The organism is Gilliamella sp. ESL0443, assembly GCF_019469165.1.
Lineage (GTDB): Bacteria > Pseudomonadota > Gammaproteobacteria > Enterobacterales > Orbaceae > Gilliamella > Gilliamella apicola_E.
The window spans coordinates 1,217,168-1,235,695 of sequence record NZ_CP048263.1; the positions used below are offsets into that span (position 1 = coordinate 1,217,168).

Here is an 18,528-nt window from a genome sequence, read left to right on the forward strand (position 1 = left end):
TTATGCGTGTATTGGTTGTTAAAACTTCATCAATGGGTGATGTGTTGCATACTTTACCGGCTTTAACCGATGCCGCCAACAATCTACCAAATATTACATTTGATTGGGTAGTTGAAGAAAACTTTTCACAGATTCCAAGTTGGCATTTTGCTGTAGATGAAGTTATCCCAGTTGCAATAAGGCGTTGGCGAAAAAACTGGTTTGCTAAAACGGTTCGTCAAGAACGTCACCAATTTATAGAACATTTAAGACGACAACAGTATGATTGCATTATTGATGCTCAAGGTTTAATAAAAAGCGCATTTTTAATTACTCGTAAAGCGCGAGGTATTAAGCATGGCTTAGATCGTCAAAGCATCAAAGAACCCATCGCTAGTTGGTTTTATGATGTTAAACATCATGTCCCTAAACAGATGCATGCGATAGAACGTGTTCGTATGTTGTTTGCTAAAAGTCTTAATTATTTGCAGCCTGATTCAATCGGTGATTATGCTATTGCTCGTCATTTCTTATCTGCGTTACCTGATGATAACCAAAACTATTTAGTCTTCCTTCATGCTACTACTCGTGAAGAAAAGCATTGGACAGAAGAAGCATGGCGAGAATTAATTAAATTAATTCAACCAACAGGACTAAGGATTAAACTACCATGGGGAGCTCCTCATGAGCAAGAACGGGCTTTACGCTTAGCACAAGGATTTAATCACGTTGAAGTATTACCAAAGCTTTCTCTTAACGAAATCGCAACGGTTATTGCGGGTTCAAAAGCTGTAGTGTCAGTAGATACAGGATTAAGCCATTTAACAGCGGCACTAGATCGTCCTAATATAACTTTATTTGGAAAAACCGATCCAAACCTAATTGGAGGATATGGCAAAAACCAACACAGCATCATTTCAAAAGATAAAACGATGCAATCAATCACATCCAATGAAGTTTATCAAATTTTAACTGCGTTTATTTAAATTGTATTTGAGTTTCAAAAAATAGGAAGATAATAATATGAACAAATATCATGAGCTAATTCGTGAAAGATATGCTCAAATTGGCAGTAATGATTTAGGTTATATTGAAGATGCGTTAGTTGCGGTAATGATGGTACTTAATGAAGTAGTCGATAATCAACTAGTACCGCAAGATCTAAGAGAAAAAGCCGCATACGCTGCAGCTAATCTCTTAATAAGTGATTATGATGTTAAATAACGGTCGGAAGATTGATTATAAAACGTGTAGACAGATCATCTGATTCAACATAAATATGCCCCTTATGTGTATCGATAATCGATTTTACAATAGCCAAACCAATTCCGGTACCTGAGCTATCTTTGTTATTTCGATGACGCGATTCATCAACTCGATAAAAGCGGTCAAAAAGATGAGGTAAATGACGACTTTCAATCTTTTTACCAGGGTTAGAGATGATAATTTGAATTCGTTTTTGTGTAAGTTGACCCAATTTAATCTTAATTGTTTGATTTTCAGGGGTATAACGAATCGCATTGGAGATGATATTACTTATCGCCCGCCCTAACATCATTTTATCGCCTTGAATATGAGAACAATTACCTTCAAGTTCAAAAGTAATATTTTTCTCATCAGTCAAAGGTTCAAAATATTCACACATTAAACTAATCATCGAATGTAAATCTATATCGATAAGATTAGGTACTAGCTGATGATTATCGGCTTGTGCTAAAAAAAGCATATCCGAGATCATCTGAGACATTTTTTCATACTCTTCTAAATTAGAATATAAAATTTCTCGGTACTCTTCTGTAGAGCGCGCATTATTTAAAACAATTTGCGTTTGTGTCGTTAGATTTGTGATTGGTGTTCGCATTTCATGGGCAATATCTGCGGTAAAATTGCGTTGTCGTTCAAAGACATCTTCCATTCGATGAAGCATATCATTAAACGCCTTAACCAAACTCACATATTTTACAGGAACCGAAGCTGTTGAAATACGATAATTTAAGCTTTTCATATTAATTCGTTCAATTTTTTTAATTAAACGATTAATTGGTTTTTGTGTGTAATAAATGGAAATTAACGATCCAATCAATGCTAACACACAAGAGATAGCAATTAGTAAACCTAATCCATTTCTCAATCGATTTATAAATTCAAGCTGTAAATTACGTGCTACTGCAACTATTGTCGTATATTGACGCCCTTCATCCAGTAGAACTCTGGAAGCCCCGATACGATAAGATGATTTATCGATATTCCAAATCGCCGTACTATTTTCGGTAATCAATCGTTCAAAATCTTCTTGTGATAAAGCAATAGATAAATTAGGACCACGAGTGCGATACACAATTTTTCCTGAATCATCAATGATATAAACAAATAGATGATGATGACCGGTCAAAATGAGTAGTAGATTTTGAAAGAATTCATCTCGATTTTCATCGGGTGAATAATAGGTAAGTTCACGTTCAATTGAGGTAATAACTGAATTCAATTCCGAAACATTTTGCTGAATTGAAATTTTTTCAAACGTATGTTCAATAAGATAACTGAAACAATAAAGTAGCCCGCAGGTTAGCAGGCATACGATAAGTGGTATACGAAACGATATGAAGTTACTCTGCTTCATCCAAGACATCTAATTTATATCCCATTCCACGGACTGTATGAATTAATTTAGGTTCAAAATCGGCATCGATTTTGTTCCTCAATCGCCTAATTGCTACATCAATTACATTGGTATCGCTGTCAAAATTCATATCCCATACTTGTGAAGCAATAAGGGATCTTGGTAAAACTTCTCCGGGATAACGTAAAAAATATTCTAGTAATAAAAATTCTTTATTCGTTAAATCAATTCTTTTATCACCTCGGGTTACTGTTCGTTTAGGTAAGTCCATAATTAAATCAGCAATGCTTAATTGATAATTATTGACTTGTGGAACGTTTCGTCTTAATAAGGATTTAATTCTTGCTAACAATTCAGCGAAAGAAAAAGGTTTAACTAAATAGTCGTCTGCGCCTAAATTGAGTCCTTTCACTTTATCTTCAACACTTCCCATTGCAGTAAGTAAAATAATTTGAGTATCTTTCCCTGCTTCACGCAAAGACTGTACAATTTTCCAACCCACAATATCAGGTAGCATTACATCAAGAATAATCAGATCATAATCTTCAGTCATTGCTCGATGATAACCATCGAGTCCGTTATCAGTAAGATCTACAATAAATCCTGATTCAACTAAACCTTGACGAAGATATTCACCGGTTTTTTGTTCATCTTCAACAACTAACAATTTCATATTGAATATTCCTTAATGTTTTATCAGGTTATCGAAATTGCATAATGCAGTTATAGGATATATTAGGAAGTCAAATGACATCATGACATTTCAGTGACTATTTTGTAATTTTGCAGTCATTAAAACGTCTGTTTAGGTTTGCTATAGTAGCACCACAATGATTCATGAGGCTAGACAGTATTGTTTCATTGTTTTATTTCCTTTCATCCATTCCTTGCAATTTAATGCAGCCCTAGTTTATCTAGGGTTTTTTTTTGCTTTTTAAACCACTTAATATGAAATAATTGGAATAAAACAGTTAATTTGGCATAAAATTTATCTTATTTAAACCAGATTAACCGTTTTTGAATATTATTGATATTCCTTTTTACGTAATACAATACCTGTTTCAATATGATCAGTATAAGGAAATTGGTCAAACATAGCAAAATGTTCTATATAATGCGTTTGAGTAAGTTGTTGCAAATTATCTTTTAAAGTATAAGGATTACATGAAATATAGACAATTCGATCATAACTTTGAATGATATTAATCGTTTTATCGTCTAATCCCGCTCGAGGAGGATCTACCAACACAGTTTGACAATGATAATCTTCTAAATTAATACCATTTAATCGATTAAAATCCCTCTCTTTCCTAATGGCAGAAGTAAACTCCTCAGCAGATAATCTCACAATAATTAAATTATCAATATTATTGATTTTGATATTATGTTGTGCTGAATAGACGGAAGCTTTTGCAATCTCAGTTGCTAAGACTTTATTAAAATTTTGAGCCAATGCAATAGAGAAATTACCGTTACCACAATAAAACTCTAGAAGATCACCTTTAGACTCTTTAGTTACCGAAATAGCCCATTCCAACATTTTTATATTGATAGCCGCATTAGGTTGAGTAAAACTGTTTTCAACTTGTCGATACTTAAAAGTCTTATCAAATATTGGTAAAACCTCATCAACATAATCAGCATCAATGGCAATTTTTTGATTACTTGCTCGACCAACCAGATTAGCATTAATCCCTAGTTCAGCTAATTGTTGTTTTAAACGCTCAGCAGCAATTATCCATTCGTCACCTAATTTTTTATGATACAAAAGCGTTATTAATAACTGCCCACTAAGTGTAGAGAAATAATCAATTTGAAAAAGCTTATGACGTAAATTATCGTTATATTGAATTAAAGGTAAAATTGACTGCATTGCCTTGTTAATCAGTTTTGAGGCAATAGGAAAACTATCTATTCTGACTCTTTTTTTCTTATCATACATTATATGATAAAGCTCATCACCATTATGCCAAATTCTAAATTCAGCACGCATTCGATAATGACTAATAGGTGAAGAATAAGTCACTAACTCGGGTAATTGAAAATCAGATAATATCGTTTTTAAATTGATTATTTTATTTTGTAACTGCTGGTTATATTTATCGTTCGAAAAAGATTCTGTCATATTTATAATTCGACCATCAATTTTGATAAAGAGTGAATAGTATTTTATAATTTCTAAAAATCATAATTCTATCATAATCCCCAGCTTATGATAAGCTCATACGCCAGTAGTTGCCTATCAAATAAAGCGTCTGCAATTAAAACAATTTTTACTTTCATATAATATGATTGGTTGCTGATAAAGATTGTAGTTATAGCGATTGCCGTTATAATGTGGGGCAAAATGATAGATTAGAAGAGCACTATGACAACGCAAACTTTCTCTGATTTACAGTTAGATGATATTTTAATTGAAAATCTGCAAGCGCAAAACATTAACGAACCCACAGTAATACAAGCACAAACTGTCCCTGTAGCCCTAGACGGTAAAGATGTTCTAGGATCAGCTCCGACAGGAACAGGTAAAACATTGGCATTTTTAATTCCAGCAGTACAACATCTGCTTGATTTTCCGCGTCGAAAACCTGGACCTCCAAGAATATTAATCTTAACCCCCACTCGAGAATTAGCTATGCAAATAGCTGAACAGGCAAAACTACTAACAAAGTCAACACACTTGAGTATAGCCACGATTACAGGTGGAGTTGCTTATATGAATCATGCCGAAGTTTTCAGCAAAAATCAGGATATAGTCATTGCAACAACCGGACGTCTATTACAATACATTAAAGAAGAAAACTTTGATTGTCGTGCAGTTGAAATGCTAATTTTGGATGAAGCCGATCGCATGTTAGATATGGGGTTTGCTCAAGACGTTGAAACCATTTCAGCTGAAACGCGCTGGCGTAAACAAACATTATTATTTTCAGCAACGTTAGAAGGTGAAGGTTTACATAGTTTTGCTAATCGAATTCTTAACGAACCTGTTGAAATCAATGCTGATCCTTCCCGAAAAGAACGAAAGAAGATTTTACAATTTTATTATCGTGCTGATGATTTAACACATAAAGTCGCATTGTTAACTCACTTATTAAAGCAGAAAGAAGTTAAAAAAACTATCGTCTTTGTTCGTAAACGTGAACGTGTACATGAATTGGTTTCACTGCTGCATCAAGCGGGAATTCATAGTTGTTATTTAGAAGGAGAAATGGTTCAAGCCAAACGTAACGAAGCTATCAAACGGATGAATAACAACACGGTCAACGTACTGGTCGCAACTGATGTTGCTGCTAGAGGGATAGATATTAACGATATTACCCATGTTATAAATTTTGATGCACCTAAAACGGCTGATGTTTATCTACATCGAATTGGTCGAACCGCTAGAGCAGGGAAAAAAGGTACAGCAATTATGTTGATTGAGGCACACGATAATGAGTTATTACAAAAAATTGAACGTTATATTCGTGAGCCTATCAAATTAAGAACAATTGATGAACTACGCCCAAAAACCAAAGCACCTAAACCAGTAACAAAAAAGAAACCTTCGCAAAAAGCTAAACAAAAAAATGCGGCTAAAAAGCAAGAAGAGACTAAAAAGAAAAAGTTAAAACAACGTCACCGAGACATTAAAAATAAGGGAAAACCCAATAAAACGATAACTAAAACCGAATAATAATTTATTTACCATAGGTTAAACTTATGAAATCAATTGCTGATAACAACTTGGCGTATTGGCTAAGATTGATATAATAAAACGCATATTCAGTATATACATTAGCTACACAAGGAAAAAATTTTATGACATTAGTCACTCGTAAAGCACCAGATTTTACTTCAGCAGCAGTACTAGGTACTGGCGAAATTGTAAATAATTTTAATTTAGCTGAGCATATTAAAGGTAAATATGCCGTAGTATTTTTCTGGCCTATGGACTTCACTTTTGTATGCCCATCAGAAATTATTGCATTCGATCACCGTTTAGAAGAGTTCAAAAAACGTGGTGTTGAAGTAATTGGTGTCTCAATGGACTCAGAATATGTTCATAATGCATGGCGTAATACACCACAAGATAAAGGTGGTATCGGAGAAGTGAAATTCCCTATCGTTGCCGATATAAAACATAGCATTATGCAATCTTATGGTGTTGAACATCCTGAAGCAGGTGTTGCTCTTCGTGCATCATTTTTTATCGATAAATCAGGCGTTGTTCGTCATGAAACAATTAATGATTTACCAATCGGTCGTAATATTGATGAAATGCTGCGTATTGTTGATGCTTTCCAATTCCATGAAGAACATGGCGAAGTTTGTCCTGCACAATGGACAAAAGGAAAGCAAGGAATGCAAGCAAATCCAAATGGCGTTGCTAGCTACTTAAAACAACACGCTAATGAAATCTAAGTTGAGAAACATGCTATTATAATTAGCTTAGAAATATTTTAAAAACGCAAACCGGAGTACAACTCCGGTTTTTTTATGTTCAAACGCGAACTACAGTCAGATAACGTTCAAATAGTATTTAAGTTATTATCAACGCAATATGTTTATATTAATGCCCGCTAACATTTGAAAATAGGTTAATAATAACCACACCAAATATAATAAAGCCCATACCAATTAATGCTGCTAGATCTAAAGATTGCTTCATAAAAATCCAAGCTATCAAACTGATAATAATAATCCCGATCCCCGACCAAATCGCATAAGCAATACCGACAGGAATAGTTTTTAAGGCCAATGAAAGAACATAAAATGACGCGCTATAACCAATAATAGTAATTATTGAATACATTAAATGCGTAAAACCGTTAGAAAGTTTTAATGAAGAAGTTGCAATCACTTCACAAATAATTGCAATAAAAAGTAATAGATATGAATTCATATTATGACTCATAAGTTAGTTGAAATAAAAAATGAAGACTCGCCATAAATCTTAGTGTGATCTATACAAACTCAGTAAACACACAATTCAGGAAAAAATAGAATAAATGCAGGGGTATGAGGGATCAGAAAAGAGCTATTAAAAAAATACTTATTAAACATATAACGTTTATTATCCACTCAACACCTTGATGTAATATACCACTCCTCAATAATAAAGTAAAAAGTTAAAAGAAAACGGATTACTTTTTAGTATATTACTTTTCGAGTGATGAGTCCCTTAAAGTCATTATCAATTTTCATTGATTTATACATTTGATTCAGAACTTTTTATAAATTACGCTAAACGATTAAATATGTTAATCAGCACGACAATTGCTCACTATTTTTGATAAAATAAAAAATACCCTATTAAAAGATTTCGGTAGTCGATTCAATCTCAAACATTGAAAAAATTGTTCAAGTTCGATTAAATACCGCACTTCAATTAGCATTCAATACTCTTATCTTATCAGCATCATCTCAAAAAATATTCAGCTATTAAGTAAACACAAAATGCTTAATAATGAAATAATTAAGCTAACAATGATAAATCCAATTAAAAATTTACCAACTTTATAATAAAACCTATTTGTCTCATTTTCTCGCTTCTTTCTATTGAAACAAAGCAAAAGAATACCTATGAGAAGAATTGGTAAATAGATATACCAAAAATAAAACGGTGCAACTATTAACAGAATTAGAATTACTTGGCCTGTAGTTAGTGAAAACATTTGGAATTTCTATACTTAAATAATTATAACGTGCTATTAAGAATCATAACAAATCTATGATTCAACTTCATAGAAGAGAAATAGTATATGTAACGCCTTAATAAATCAATAATTATTTTCCAAGATGTGGGATAATAGTATTGGATGAATCTGGTGAATGGTGGGTTGTGAGGGGATCGAACCCGCGACCAATTGATTAAGAGTCAACTGCTCTACCGACTGAGCTAACAACCCATTTAGTTAGTGGGGATATTCTATATAACTTTATATTCTAATGCAAATCCTCTATTCTCAAATTAATATAAACTCATTTACGACTAAATAGTCACATGCAAACCAACGATACCGATAATAATCACACTCAGCCCAAATATTCGAGTGAAATTCTTCGGTTCATTGAAGATGAGCATATTAGCCAAAACCGCACCCGAAGTACCTAGCCCTACCCACACTGGATAAACTATACTTAAATCCAGATACTTGAGTGAAAAATAAAATAGTATAAATGAAACAAAAAAACCACCCCAATAAAATATTAATCGCAACAAGCTTTTTTGTTGCGAGTATAGCTTAAGACCTATAGCGCCAATAACTTCGAAAATTGCAGCAGTTAAAATAAATAACCATCCCATATCTCAATCCAAATTTTAGTTAATTAGCTATCAGCTCGTTTTAATTGCACAACACCAATGATAATTAATGCTACAAAAAATATTTCAATCAGTTTAATTTGTTTGCCAAATACAACCATATCAATCAGTAATGAGCCAATCGCGCCAACACCAGAAAATATTGCATAGACAGTGCCTGTAGGAATAGTCTTACATGCATTAGTTAAAAACGTAAAATCAACAATAATGACTAATACAACAATCACCCAATGCCACCACTGGCTCGCAGTAGTAAAACCAAATACCCAACACAATTCAAAAAAGCAGGTGAGAACAACAAATACCCACTCTTTATTCCTGCTGTACATAATGACCTCATTATTTTTTGTTTATATTGCTTAATTTTATTATTTCATTAATGTGCTTAATGAAAACAAAAGACGGTTCGCAAACTAAAACATTTGCCACCTAAAGATTATGATGTTTATGCAGAGAAACAGTTCAACCTTATATATAATATCGATAGTTTCTGAAACACTTTAATGCTATTTCTTACTATTTATTAACAATTCTATAATGACGGATGAAAAATGGCAAGTCTAGAATTATTGATAATTGTATGCTTTTAAATAACTTTCTCAAAAATTGAGAGAAAATCCGAAATAAAATTAATCCATTTAACTTAAATCAATTACCAAAAATGATAACTTAATATAGCTTAGATCCTATCCTTAATCCCAGCAAATGATCAATCTTACTCAACGCGTAATTGACGAATAAAATCTATCTAATTTAAAAAAAAAGTTGAGGAAAGGGGTTTTTTTTCAATTAAATCAATATAGAATACGTCGCTTAGTATTTTAATTCATTTTAAATCAAAATAATTCAAGTACTTTAAGTGTAACTTATTTAATATTTATATTAGAAAATAAGTCAGATAAATCAAAAAGGAATAGACAATGTCAAATAAATCGGACAATGAGTTTAAAGTCGGAATAAAGGCCTATGTGTCACTAGTTGTTGCCATACTGTTTTTTTCCGGGCTATTTTATAACGTGGATGGAAAAGCTTGGTTAGGTGCATTTGATTTTACCAGCTTAAGTGGTAAGTTTGGTACGATGCTTCACCCTGAAAAAAATACCTTTGTTGGTGAAGGTGGAAATAGCGCCAGAGCCGGCTTTATTTTTGCCTTATCACTAATACCGACAGTGATGCTTGCGTTAGGTGTTTTAGAAATTTTTACCCATTACGGTACAATTCGTGCAGCTCACAAACTATTAACTCCCCTTCTTAAACCTATTTTAGGGGTTCCTGGTAAAACGGGTCTTGCGTTAATTACTGATTTACAAAGTACTGACGCTGGAGCCGTATTAACTAAAGAGTTGTATGATGAAAAACAGATCAGTAAAAAAGATCTTATCATTATCAGCGCCTGGCAATATTCAGGAGCAGGCTTAATTAATAACTATTTTTCTATTGGTTCTGCGCTTTTCGCTTCAATGACTGTCGCAATATTTACACCATTAGTCATTATGATTGTATTGAAATTCGTTGGTGCAATTTTAGTACGCATGATTTTAAATTCAGTTTATAAAAAGGATTTTATCAATGAATAACTCAACCAATCAAAAACAGACTAACAATCCATTAGATATTTTCGTTATTGGTGCTCGAAAAGGTTTCAATATTGCAATAAACAATTTAATGCCTAACATTATTATGGCATTTGTTATCACGGAAATATTAAAAAGATTAGGTTTGATGCAATTAATCGGTGAAGTATTTGCACCCGTTATGGGGCTATTTGGTTTACCGGGTGAAGCTATAACGGTATTGTTGACCGCTTGGCTATCAGCTTCAGCAGGAACGGGTGTTGCTGTAAATTTAATTTCTGGCGGTATTTTAAGTGGTGTTGATATCACGATCTTAGCACCAGCTATTTTCTTAATGGGCTCACAATTACAATATATGGGACGTTTATTGGGTGTTGCTGATGTACCTAAAAAATATTGGCCACTATTAATGCTTAACAGTATAGTTAATGCTTTAATTGCGATGATCATCATGCGATTTATAGTGTGATAAAGGAGATATCTATGTCTAATGTACTTGAACATTACCACTATTTACATCAAATTCCTGAGTTGGGTTTTGAAGAATTTAAAACCTCAGCCTATATCGCGGATAAACTTGAAGCTGCTGGCTATAAAGTAACACGAAACATTAACAATACCACAGGAATTATTGCTGAATTTGACAGTGGAAAACCCGGTCCAGTGTTAGCATTACGAGCTGATATGGATGCTCTAGGTCATATCATTGAAGGTGAACACTGTGCGAGACACACTTGTGGACATGACGGTCACTCATCAATGTTATTAACTGCAGCCCAAGAACTCATTAAAGAAGGTAATATAAAAAAAGGAAAATTAAAGCTAATTTTTCAACCTGCTGAAGAGTTAGGTTCAGGTGCTTTAGCCATGATAGAAGGCGGTGCTATTGACGATGTTGATATGATCATTGGCTTACATGTACGTCCTAAAGATGAATGCCCAAAAGGCTGTGCATCAGCTGCCATGTTTTATTCAGCCTCAACGACAGTTGAAGTAAATATTCATGGTATTCCTGCTCATGGTGCAAGACCACATTTAGGCGTAAATGCATTAGATGCTGCAACTATGGCAATTCAAGCTGTGAATACTATTCATCTAGCGCCTAGCTTAACTTATAGCGTGAAAGCAACGCGTTGTATATGTGATGCAGGTGTAACGAATGCTATTCCATCAGAGGCCTATGTTTGTTGGGATTTAAGAGCCCCAACTAATCCTGCCATGGATGATTTAAAAGCAAAAACACTTAAAGCAATCGAACTCAGCGTTGCATCAATTGGTGCTAAAGCTGATATCAAAGTATCAAAAGAGATACCAGCAGCTGAAATTGATGATGAAGTCACAAAAATTATTGCTGAATCTATTATAGATGTGCTTGGCAAAGATGGATTAAAAGATCCTATTTTTACCCCAGGTGGAGAAGATTTTTTCAATTATCCTCGTGAAAGAGATGTAAAATCAGGTTTTTGGGGATTGGGTGTTGACTTAACACCAGGTCTACATCATCCAGATATGACTTTTGATACATCAGCATTAGAAAATGGTGTAAAAATCACTAAAACTTGTGCTTTAAAAGTTTTGGGTTAAGTAAATTATTCCGCCGAATATTTCGGCGGTTTCTTGAAAGGCTTATAATGATTTACGATAGGCCACAATATCATCAATTGTCACTACTGGTAACTGATGCTTTTTAGCAAATTCGACAACTTGTGGTGCTCTAGCCATTGTTCCATCATCATTCGTTAATTCACAAATTACTGCTGCTGGTTTAAAGCCCGCTAATGAAACTAAATCAACAGAGGCTTCTGTATGACCTCGACGACTCAAGACACCATTCTCTTTTGCGACTAATGGAAAGACATGACCTGGATGATTTAAATCACTTGGTTTTGCATTATCTGCAACCGCAGCTTTTACCGTAGTGACTCTGTCCGCAGCCGATACGCCAGTTGTTACGCCTTTCGCAGCTTCAATAGTAATAGTAAAAGCGGTCTGGTTTTTACTGGTGTTGTTAGCAACCATCATTGGCAACTCTAATTTATCGCAAAAAGATTGTGGCATACATAGACAAACTATACCACTTCCATATCGAATCGTTAGCGCCATTTGTTGTGTTGTAATTGTTTGTGCAGCCCAAATAATATCGCCTTCGTTTTCGCGATCTTCATCATCTAGCACTAATACGCCAGATCCAGCTTTGATTGATGCGATTGCTTTTTTGACACGCTCGATGGGTGTTCCGAATTCATTTAAGTTAAACTGATTCATGGTAAATACCTATCCTGTTTTATTAAACTAATTATATTTATTCTTAATAAATATGAATTCATTAAGTTATAAATATATTAAATACCAGAATCAGGGCAAGTGCTTGACCATAGTGATTTTGCTATAGCGCAAATATAGAAAAGATAAGCTACTCTCTTTCATCCAGACTTTAACTGTCGGCTTTGGAATCTCACCAAATCTGCTAGTCCTTAATAAAATCTATTTTATTAAGCGCTCGTGGGCTATACCACCGGTGGGGAATTGCGCCCCGCCCTGAGAATTTTTTGTCAGTGAACTGACTTCAAACACTATAATATAATTCAATAAAAAAAACACGTATATTTTATGAGGATAAATAAATTGCCGCATAAAGCGGCAATTTTTGATGAGGCAATTAATGCATTCGAATTTCACGCAAATGCCGTTTTTCAGCTCGACGCATCCAAAGCCATGAAATGAAGCCAATAATACCAACAATTAATAAAATAATTGTCGCTAAGGCATTAACTTGAGGATCAACCCCTAATCGGACTTTAGAAAATACCAGTTTTGGTAAGGTCATCGCACCTGGCCCTGTCACAAAATTAGCGATAACCACATCATCAAGTGATAAAGTAAATGCCAATAACCAACCAGATACAAGAGCTGGAGCAATCATAGGTAACGTTATAATGAAAAATACCTTTAATGGATTAGCACCCAAATCTAATGCCGCCTCTTCAATTGACCTATCTAACTCTCGTAATCTTGCGCTAATAACGACTGTCACATAAGCGGTACAAAATGTTGCATGAGCGAGCCAAATAGTAATTGCACCTCTTTGTGTTGGCCAACCAAGTACTTGTCCCATTCCAACAAATAACAATAGTAATGCCAAGCCGGTTATTACATCTGGCATAACTAGTGGTGCCGTTGTCATAAACGAAAACAAATTAGAACCTCGGAATCGTCTATATCGTATTATGGCATAAGCAGCTAAGGTACCAAGTACGATTGCTAATGATGCAGCACCCGCAGCAATAGAAAGGCTCAATCCTACCGCTTTAAGTAAGGCTTCATTATGGATCAATTCAAAATACCATTTAGTTGAAAATTCAGACCAAACAGTTACAAGTCTTGAACTATTGAAAGAATAAACAATCAAGATGATCATCGGTATATATAAAAAGGAAAACACTAATAATAGAATTAATCCTTTTAAAAATTTACCTAGCAATGATATCGTTACAATAATTGTCAAAATAAGACTGAAGACAAAACATCCCACATATAAGCTACTACTACTTAATAAAGCAAATCCTGAAATCAAAACCGATAGCACCAATGAACCTAAGAATGCGGAGATAAAAACAATCAATGCTGATCGCACGATTAATGGTAAATTATTCATTTATTTACCTCCCATTTGTCGGTTTTGGAATTTGTTAAAGTAATAGATAGGGACAATTAATATCAATAACATCACTGTTGCGACAGCTGATGCGGCTGGCCAATCGTGATTATTAAAGAATTCAGCCCATAGCTGAGTACCAATCATTAGACTATCTGAAGGCCCTAACAGTTCAGGGATTACATATTCCCCAACCGCCGGAATGAATACCAACATGGCTCCAGCAATAACACCATTTTTAGTTAATGGTACAATAATCCTAAAGAAGGTTTTGATTGGCTTACAGCCTAAATCTAATGCTGCTTCAATTAGGGTTGAATCGACTTTACTTAATGATGTGTAAATTGGTAACACAACAAATGGTAAGTAAGAATATACAATACCGATATAAACAGCTAGATAAGTTTTCATAATGATTAGCGGTTGATCAATAACACCTAACCACATTAAGAAATGATTTAACAAACCATTAGGATTCAATATTCCAATCCACGCATAAACACGAATTAAAAATGATGTCCATGATGGTAATATAATCAATAATAATAAAATATTTCGAGTAGATGGTTTGCATTGCGATATAGCCCATGCTAATGGATAACCAATCAAAATACATAATAATGTCGAAATTGCAGCCACTTTCAATGACTGTAAATAGGAGTCTAGATAAATAGTATCAGCTAATAAATTTAGATAATTACCAAAATTTAAAACAATATTTACCAGTCCATCTTCATAACTAAAAAGTTCAGTATAAGGAGGAACGGCTATCGCCACTTCCGAAAAGCTGATTCTAAATACGATTAAAAATGGTAATAAAAAGAGTAACAGCATCCAAAAGTAAGGAATCGCGATAACTAACAAACGACCATATAATGTCATTAAGTCAGAATCATCACGTTGTTGTCGCATCTTTTTATAAGCATAATAGATAGCAACCAAACCGACTAATTCAGGTATATATAAAATACTACCAGCTATTATCAACCGATAAGCAAATTTAGATGGTTTATAATGCGCTAAATATGCACCTAAACATGATAATAAAAAGCTTAATACCATTGATGTAAATAACGCATCTAAAAAAAGATTGTCAAATGCATTTGTTGTTACAAAACGTAAATAAATACCTAGTAACACCAAGGCATTTAATAACAAACCCCATATAATGGATCGCATCAATATATCCTCTTGTGTTTATTCAGTAAGCACAACACAACTATCGATTTCCCAACTAAGGTTGACAATATCACCCCAAGTAGGCATACCTTTACGATAGCGATGTTCGTTTTGTAGCTGTGCAATAATTATCTGACCACTTTGCAATTTTACGTGATAAATTGAAAGATCGCCTAAATAAGCAATTTCAACAACTTCACCTGTTGCAACGTTATAGGCATCCTCAGCAATTTCATCACAAAGTTTGATTTTTTCAGGTCTTAAGGCAACTTGAATAGGAACCCCTTCGACAGCGGGTGAATCATAATCAACTTTTAAAGAGTGCTTAATCATAGGACAACTAATAATTAATCCATCTTCTAATGTTTCTTGTAAAATGCCATCAAACACATTTACTGAACCGATGAACTCAGCGCTATAACGACTATTTGGATGCTCGTAAATCTCTTCAGGCTCACCAATTTGCACAAATTGACCTTTGTTCATAATCGCAATGCGCCCTGCCATTGTCATCGCTTCTTCCTGATCATGGGTTACCATTACACAGGTCGCACCAACTTGTTCTAAAATGCTAACCACTTCAAGTTGCATACGATCACGAAGTTGTTTATCCAAAGCGCCCATCGGTTCATCTAATAATAGAAGTTTTGGTCTTTTGGCTAGACTTCTTGCTAAAGCAACTCGTTGTCTTTGACCACCAGATAGTTGATGAGGCTTACGTTTACCAAATTGCTCCATGTGTACAAGCGCTAACATCTCTTCTACACGCTGTTTAATGTCGCTTTTAGCTAATCTATCTTGTTTAAGACCAAAAGCAATATTTTGCTCAACCGTCATGTGAGGAAAAAGAGCATACGATTGAAACATCATATTAATTGGACGATTGTAAGGAGGAACTTGTGATAAATCCTTACCATCTAAAATAATTTGTCCGGATGTTGGTTGTTCAAACCCTGCAAGCATACGCAATAAGGTCGATTTACCACTACCCGATGCACCTAATAAGGCGAAAATTTCCCCATCATAAATGGTTAAATTTACATCATCGACGGCATAATAGTCGTCATTAAAAACTTTAGTTAAATTTTTGATCTCCAATAATGGAGTTATCATCTTTTTTTTAGGCTGTACCTGATTTGTTGTTTTATTGTTCACACTTTTTTCCTCATAACAACAAGCCAAAAAAAACGAGACGGAAAGGTTATTAAACCTCTCCGCCTAGAATATATAAGTCAATAATTTGACGTTCAAACGGTTATTTACCCGTTTTAAGTTTTGTCCATGTGCGAGTAATCACACGTTCGAGCTTAGGATCTTTTACTGTAAGGGTAAATAATTTTTCCATAACTTCTGGTTTTGGATAAACTGCAGGATCATTTTTCACTGCTGGTCTTACAAACTGATCGTTAGCCGCTTTATTTGCACTAGCAAAGTTAACATCATTAGTTACCTGTGCAGCAATTTCTGGAATCATAACGAAGTTTAAAAACTCGTGAGCTTCATCAGGATTAGCTGAATCTTTAGGAATAGCAAATGTATCAAAAAATACTAATGCACCTTCTTTAGGAATATGGTAGCCAATATGCACACCATTATTTGCTTCGTTAGCTCTGTCACGAGATTGTAATATATCACCTGACCAACCTAAAATTACACAAATATCACCGTTAGCTAAATCAGTTATATATTGTGATGAATGGAAATAACGAATATTTGGTCTTACTTTTTCTAACAACTCGTAAGCGGCACCGGTATAATCTTTCGCATCAGTACTGTTCGGATCTTTACCTAAATATTTAAGTGCACTTGCAAAGATTTCAGTTGGCGCATCTAAGTAAGCAACACCACAATCTTTAAGTTTTTCCATATTTTCAGGTTTAAAGACTAGATCCCAACTATCAACTGGAGCATTATCGCCAAGACGTTCTTTAACTTTATCAATGTTATAACCAATACCTGTCGTCATCCATACATAAGGAATTGCATATTTATTATCAGGATCGTGGTTTGCCATTAATTTCATCAAATTAGGATCAAGATTTTTCCAATTTGGTAATTTACTTTTATCTAATGGCAGATAGATATCAGCTTTGATCTGTCTTGCTAAAAAACTATCAGAAGGTGAAACTACATCAAAACCAGAATGACCGGCCATTAATTTACCTTCAAGTGCTTCATTAGAGTCATACACATCATAAACTAATTTGATACCAGTCGATTCTTGAAAATCAGTGATAGTATCGTTACCAATTTGACCTGCCCAATTATAAAAATGCACAACGCGATCTTTAGCTATAGCAGATTGAGATAATGCTAGTGAAACACCAGCTATGATTGAAAGAATTGTTTTACGTTGAGTAAACATGCTCACCACTTCTCCTCTAGTTAGGGATATTACATGTTAGACACAAGCCCATTGTGAAACACAACGGACCCCCAAATTTTACCATTATCTTAATTAACGGCGAAACCGAGGTAATCAGGCAATTACGAGTCATTAATTGAATTAATGAACAAGTAGAGCTAACCTTGCATTACGAGGGATAAAATACCTTTTTTTTTACAGATGTCTACATAAAAAATCAAATAAACTTAGATTAAGGACCGAATGACTATATTTTAATCAATCAGCCCTTTGTTAGCGAGCTATTAACAATTAATTAACGTTTTTTATTCGGCAGTGGCTTGCAAAACTTTTGAATCTGGTTGCCAAATTCTATATCTAACTGTTACATCGTTTGGTACATAAAATACCAATGGTAACTGACTGTTATAATTTAATAAACCTAAATTATGTCTGATTGTAACGAACTGGTTTTTGTTAGCACTTTCAGGGCAAGCCATCATGGTTGAAAGCGTTCCTTTAACTTCTTCAACTTCGTAATAAGAATATCCCCATCCTTTAAGCTCTTTTTCTTTAATTACCCCACCTAAATTATGTGCATTACAATCTACATTCATATCTTTACCAACTAATATTTCTACTTTTGCGTTAGCTTCATCTTTTAAGCTAGGAAGATGAATCACATAACGCGTAGCACCGACTTTAGCGTTAGGATATGGCGCGATTTCATTCAATTTTTGCGCAACTTGAGGAACTTTTTGTGTATTTGCACACGCTGATAATGTTACACCCATCAAAACTAACAACATTAATTTTTTCATTTTATATCTCCAAGAAAATTGTCTAATTGATACGACATCGTATGCT

At 34.2% G+C, this 18,528-nt stretch carries 18 protein-coding genes, 1 tRNA gene, 1 pseudogene and 1 riboswitch; of the genes and pseudogenes, 7 read left to right on the forward strand and 13 right to left on the reverse strand.

The window, feature by feature from the left end:
* Nucleotides 1–2 precede the first annotated feature (2 nt).
* Both rfaC and GYM76_RS05595 read left to right on the forward strand, forming a co-directional pair.
* Nucleotides 3–965, forward strand: a complete 963-nt coding sequence (rfaC, locus tag GYM76_RS05590; RefSeq protein ID WP_220224831.1) for a lipopolysaccharide heptosyltransferase RfaC — start codon at nt 3–5, stop codon at nt 963–965.
* 37 nt (nt 966–1,002) lie between these two features.
* On the forward strand, nt 1,003–1,203 hold the full coding sequence (locus tag GYM76_RS05595; protein ID WP_220224832.1) for a YaeP family protein: 201 nt from the start codon (nt 1,003–1,005) through the stop codon (nt 1,201–1,203).
* Here GYM76_RS05595 and GYM76_RS05600 read toward each other — a convergent pair.
* The 3 genes from GYM76_RS05600 to trmA all read right to left on the reverse strand — a co-directional run bounded on the left by GYM76_RS05600 (nt 1,196) and on the right by trmA (nt 4,724).
* On the reverse strand, nt 1,196–2,608 hold the full coding sequence (locus tag GYM76_RS05600) for a heavy metal sensor histidine kinase (RefSeq protein ID WP_220224833.1): 1,413 nt from the start codon (nt 2,606–2,608) through the stop codon (nt 1,196–1,198). The genes GYM76_RS05595 and GYM76_RS05600 overlap by 8 nt on opposite strands.
* Nucleotides 2,586–3,272: a heavy metal response regulator transcription factor gene (locus GYM76_RS05605; protein WP_065563213.1), complete on the reverse strand. Its 687-nt coding sequence runs from the start codon at nt 3,270–3,272 to the stop codon at nt 2,586–2,588. Before GYM76_RS05605 ends, GYM76_RS05600 begins: the two co-directional genes overlap by 23 nt.
* A gap of 351 nt (nt 3,273–3,623) precedes the next feature.
* The gene (gene trmA, locus GYM76_RS05610) at nt 3,624–4,724 is read right to left on the reverse strand and encodes a tRNA (uridine(54)-C5)-methyltransferase TrmA (protein WP_220224834.1); all 1,101 of its coding nucleotides are present in this window, start codon (nt 4,722–4,724) and stop codon (nt 3,624–3,626) included.
* A 243-nt stretch (nt 4,725–4,967) separates the two neighbouring features.
* Between trmA and srmB the strand changes: the two genes are divergently transcribed.
* The gene (gene srmB, locus GYM76_RS05615; protein WP_220224835.1) at nt 4,968–6,278 is read left to right on the forward strand and encodes an ATP-dependent RNA helicase SrmB; all 1,311 of its coding nucleotides are present in this window, start codon (nt 4,968–4,970) and stop codon (nt 6,276–6,278) included.
* Between the two features lie 125 nt (nt 6,279–6,403).
* The gene (locus GYM76_RS05620) at nt 6,404–7,006 is read left to right on the forward strand and encodes a peroxiredoxin C (protein WP_065563210.1); all 603 of its coding nucleotides are present in this window, start codon (nt 6,404–6,406) and stop codon (nt 7,004–7,006) included.
* A gap of 148 nt (nt 7,007–7,154) precedes the next feature.
* On the opposite strand, the gene GYM76_RS05625 is transcribed toward GYM76_RS05620, so the two are convergent.
* The 4 genes from GYM76_RS05625 to GYM76_RS05640 all read right to left on the reverse strand — a co-directional run bounded on the left by GYM76_RS05625 (nt 7,155) and on the right by GYM76_RS05640 (nt 9,238).
* A complete protein-coding gene (locus GYM76_RS05625) occupies nt 7,155–7,487 on the reverse strand; it encodes a multidrug efflux SMR transporter (protein ID WP_065563209.1) in 333 nt (110 codons plus the stop codon).
* Nucleotides 7,488–8,417: 930 nt separating this feature from the next.
* Nucleotides 8,418–8,493: transfer RNA gene (locus tag GYM76_RS05630), tRNA-Lys, on the reverse strand.
* Between the two features lie 83 nt (nt 8,494–8,576).
* Complete coding sequence (locus tag GYM76_RS05635; RefSeq protein ID WP_220224836.1) at nt 8,577–8,891, reverse strand: multidrug efflux SMR transporter; 315 nt, start codon at nt 8,889–8,891, stop codon at nt 8,577–8,579.
* 23 nt (nt 8,892–8,914) lie between these two features.
* A complete protein-coding gene (locus tag GYM76_RS05640) occupies nt 8,915–9,238 on the reverse strand; it encodes a multidrug efflux SMR transporter (RefSeq protein WP_065734479.1) in 324 nt (107 codons plus the stop codon).
* 591 nt (nt 9,239–9,829) lie between these two features.
* Here GYM76_RS05640 and GYM76_RS05645 point away from each other — a divergent pair.
* Genes GYM76_RS05645 through GYM76_RS05655 form a run of 3 tightly spaced genes read left to right on the forward strand, consistent with a single transcriptional unit; the run spans nt 9,830 to nt 12,067 of the window.
* On the forward strand, nt 9,830–10,486 hold the full coding sequence (locus tag GYM76_RS05645) for a nucleoside recognition domain-containing protein (protein WP_065734480.1): 657 nt from the start codon (nt 9,830–9,832) through the stop codon (nt 10,484–10,486).
* Nucleotides 10,479–10,952, forward strand: coding sequence for a YjiG family protein (locus tag GYM76_RS05650; protein WP_065563280.1), 474 nt, complete (start codon nt 10,479–10,481; stop codon nt 10,950–10,952). Before GYM76_RS05645 ends, GYM76_RS05650 begins: the two co-directional genes overlap by 8 nt.
* Nucleotides 10,953–10,966: 14 nt before the next feature.
* Nucleotides 10,967–12,067, forward strand: coding sequence for a M20 peptidase aminoacylase family protein (locus GYM76_RS05655; protein ID WP_220224837.1), 1,101 nt, complete (start codon nt 10,967–10,969; stop codon nt 12,065–12,067).
* Nucleotides 12,068–12,109: 42 nt separating this feature from the next.
* Here GYM76_RS05655 and ribB read toward each other — a convergent pair whose 3' ends face one another.
* From ribB to eco, 6 genes and pseudogenes are all read right to left on the reverse strand, one after another.
* Nucleotides 12,110–12,748 (reverse strand): 3,4-dihydroxy-2-butanone-4-phosphate synthase, encoded by a 639-nt coding sequence (gene ribB / locus GYM76_RS05660; RefSeq protein ID WP_220224838.1) that lies wholly within the window; start codon nt 12,746–12,748, stop codon nt 12,110–12,112.
* A 146-nt stretch (nt 12,749–12,894) separates the two neighbouring features.
* A riboswitch (FMN riboswitch) is annotated at nt 12,895–13,033 on the reverse strand.
* Between the two features lie 109 nt (nt 13,034–13,142).
* On the reverse strand, nt 13,143–13,901 hold the full coding sequence (locus tag GYM76_RS05665) for an ABC transporter permease subunit (RefSeq protein WP_370632617.1): 759 nt from the start codon (nt 13,899–13,901) through the stop codon (nt 13,143–13,145).
* 237 nt (nt 13,902–14,138) lie between these two features.
* A pseudogene (gene potH / locus GYM76_RS05670) lies at nt 14,139–15,011 on the reverse strand (putrescine ABC transporter permease PotH); the annotation flags it as partial.
* A 324-nt stretch (nt 15,012–15,335) separates the two neighbouring features.
* Nucleotides 15,336–16,472 carry a putrescine ABC transporter ATP-binding subunit PotG gene (potG, locus tag GYM76_RS05675; RefSeq protein WP_220224840.1) on the reverse strand — a complete coding sequence of 379 codons (1,137 nt, stop codon included), beginning with the start codon at nt 16,470–16,472 and terminating at the stop codon, nt 15,336–15,338.
* Between the two features lie 100 nt (nt 16,473–16,572).
* The gene (locus tag GYM76_RS05680) at nt 16,573–17,682 is read right to left on the reverse strand and encodes an extracellular solute-binding protein (RefSeq protein WP_220226203.1); all 1,110 of its coding nucleotides are present in this window, start codon (nt 17,680–17,682) and stop codon (nt 16,573–16,575) included.
* 305 nt (nt 17,683–17,987) lie between these two features.
* Nucleotides 17,988–18,482 (reverse strand): serine protease inhibitor ecotin, encoded by a 495-nt coding sequence (eco, locus tag GYM76_RS05685; RefSeq protein WP_220224841.1) that lies wholly within the window; start codon nt 18,480–18,482, stop codon nt 17,988–17,990.
* Between the last annotated feature and the right edge of the window lie 46 nt (nt 18,483–18,528).

Coding starts and splice junctions, on each gene's coding strand:
- GYM76_RS05665 (WP_370632617.1), bottom strand. CDS start 13,901: ATGATCATCTTGATTGTTTATTCTTTCAATAGTTCAAGACTTGTAACT.
- GYM76_RS05635 (WP_220224836.1), bottom strand. CDS start 8,891: ATGGGATGGTTATTTATTTTAACTGCTGCAATTTTCGAAGTTATTGGC.
- rfaC (WP_220224831.1), top strand. CDS start 3: ATGCGTGTATTGGTTGTTAAAACTTCATCAATGGGTGATGTGTTGCAT.
- GYM76_RS05600 (WP_220224833.1), bottom strand. CDS start 2,608: ATGTCTTGGATGAAGCAGAGTAACTTCATATCGTTTCGTATACCACTT.
- GYM76_RS05650 (WP_065563280.1), top strand. CDS start 10,479: ATGAATAACTCAACCAATCAAAAACAGACTAACAATCCATTAGATATT.
- ribB (WP_220224838.1), bottom strand. CDS start 12,748: ATGAATCAGTTTAACTTAAATGAATTCGGAACACCCATCGAGCGTGTC.
- srmB (WP_220224835.1), top strand. CDS start 4,968: ATGACAACGCAAACTTTCTCTGATTTACAGTTAGATGATATTTTAATT.
- GYM76_RS05655 (WP_220224837.1), top strand. CDS start 10,967: ATGTCTAATGTACTTGAACATTACCACTATTTACATCAAATTCCTGAG.
- GYM76_RS05620 (WP_065563210.1), top strand. CDS start 6,404: ATGACATTAGTCACTCGTAAAGCACCAGATTTTACTTCAGCAGCAGTA.
- GYM76_RS05625 (WP_065563209.1), bottom strand. CDS start 7,487: ATGAATTCATATCTATTACTTTTTATTGCAATTATTTGTGAAGTGATT.
- eco (WP_220224841.1), bottom strand. CDS start 18,482: ATGAAAAAATTAATGTTGTTAGTTTTGATGGGTGTAACATTATCAGCG.
- GYM76_RS05680 (WP_220226203.1), bottom strand. CDS start 17,682: ATGTTTACTCAACGTAAAACAATTCTTTCAATCATAGCTGGTGTTTCA.
- GYM76_RS05640 (WP_065734479.1), bottom strand. CDS start 9,238: ATGTACAGCAGGAATAAAGAGTGGGTATTTGTTGTTCTCACCTGCTTT.
- trmA (WP_220224834.1), bottom strand. CDS start 4,724: ATGACAGAATCTTTTTCGAACGATAAATATAACCAGCAGTTACAAAAT.
- GYM76_RS05595 (WP_220224832.1), top strand. CDS start 1,003: ATGAACAAATATCATGAGCTAATTCGTGAAAGATATGCTCAAATTGGC.
- GYM76_RS05645 (WP_065734480.1), top strand. CDS start 9,830: ATGTCAAATAAATCGGACAATGAGTTTAAAGTCGGAATAAAGGCCTAT.
- GYM76_RS05605 (WP_065563213.1), bottom strand. CDS start 3,272: ATGAAATTGTTAGTTGTTGAAGATGAACAAAAAACCGGTGAATATCTT.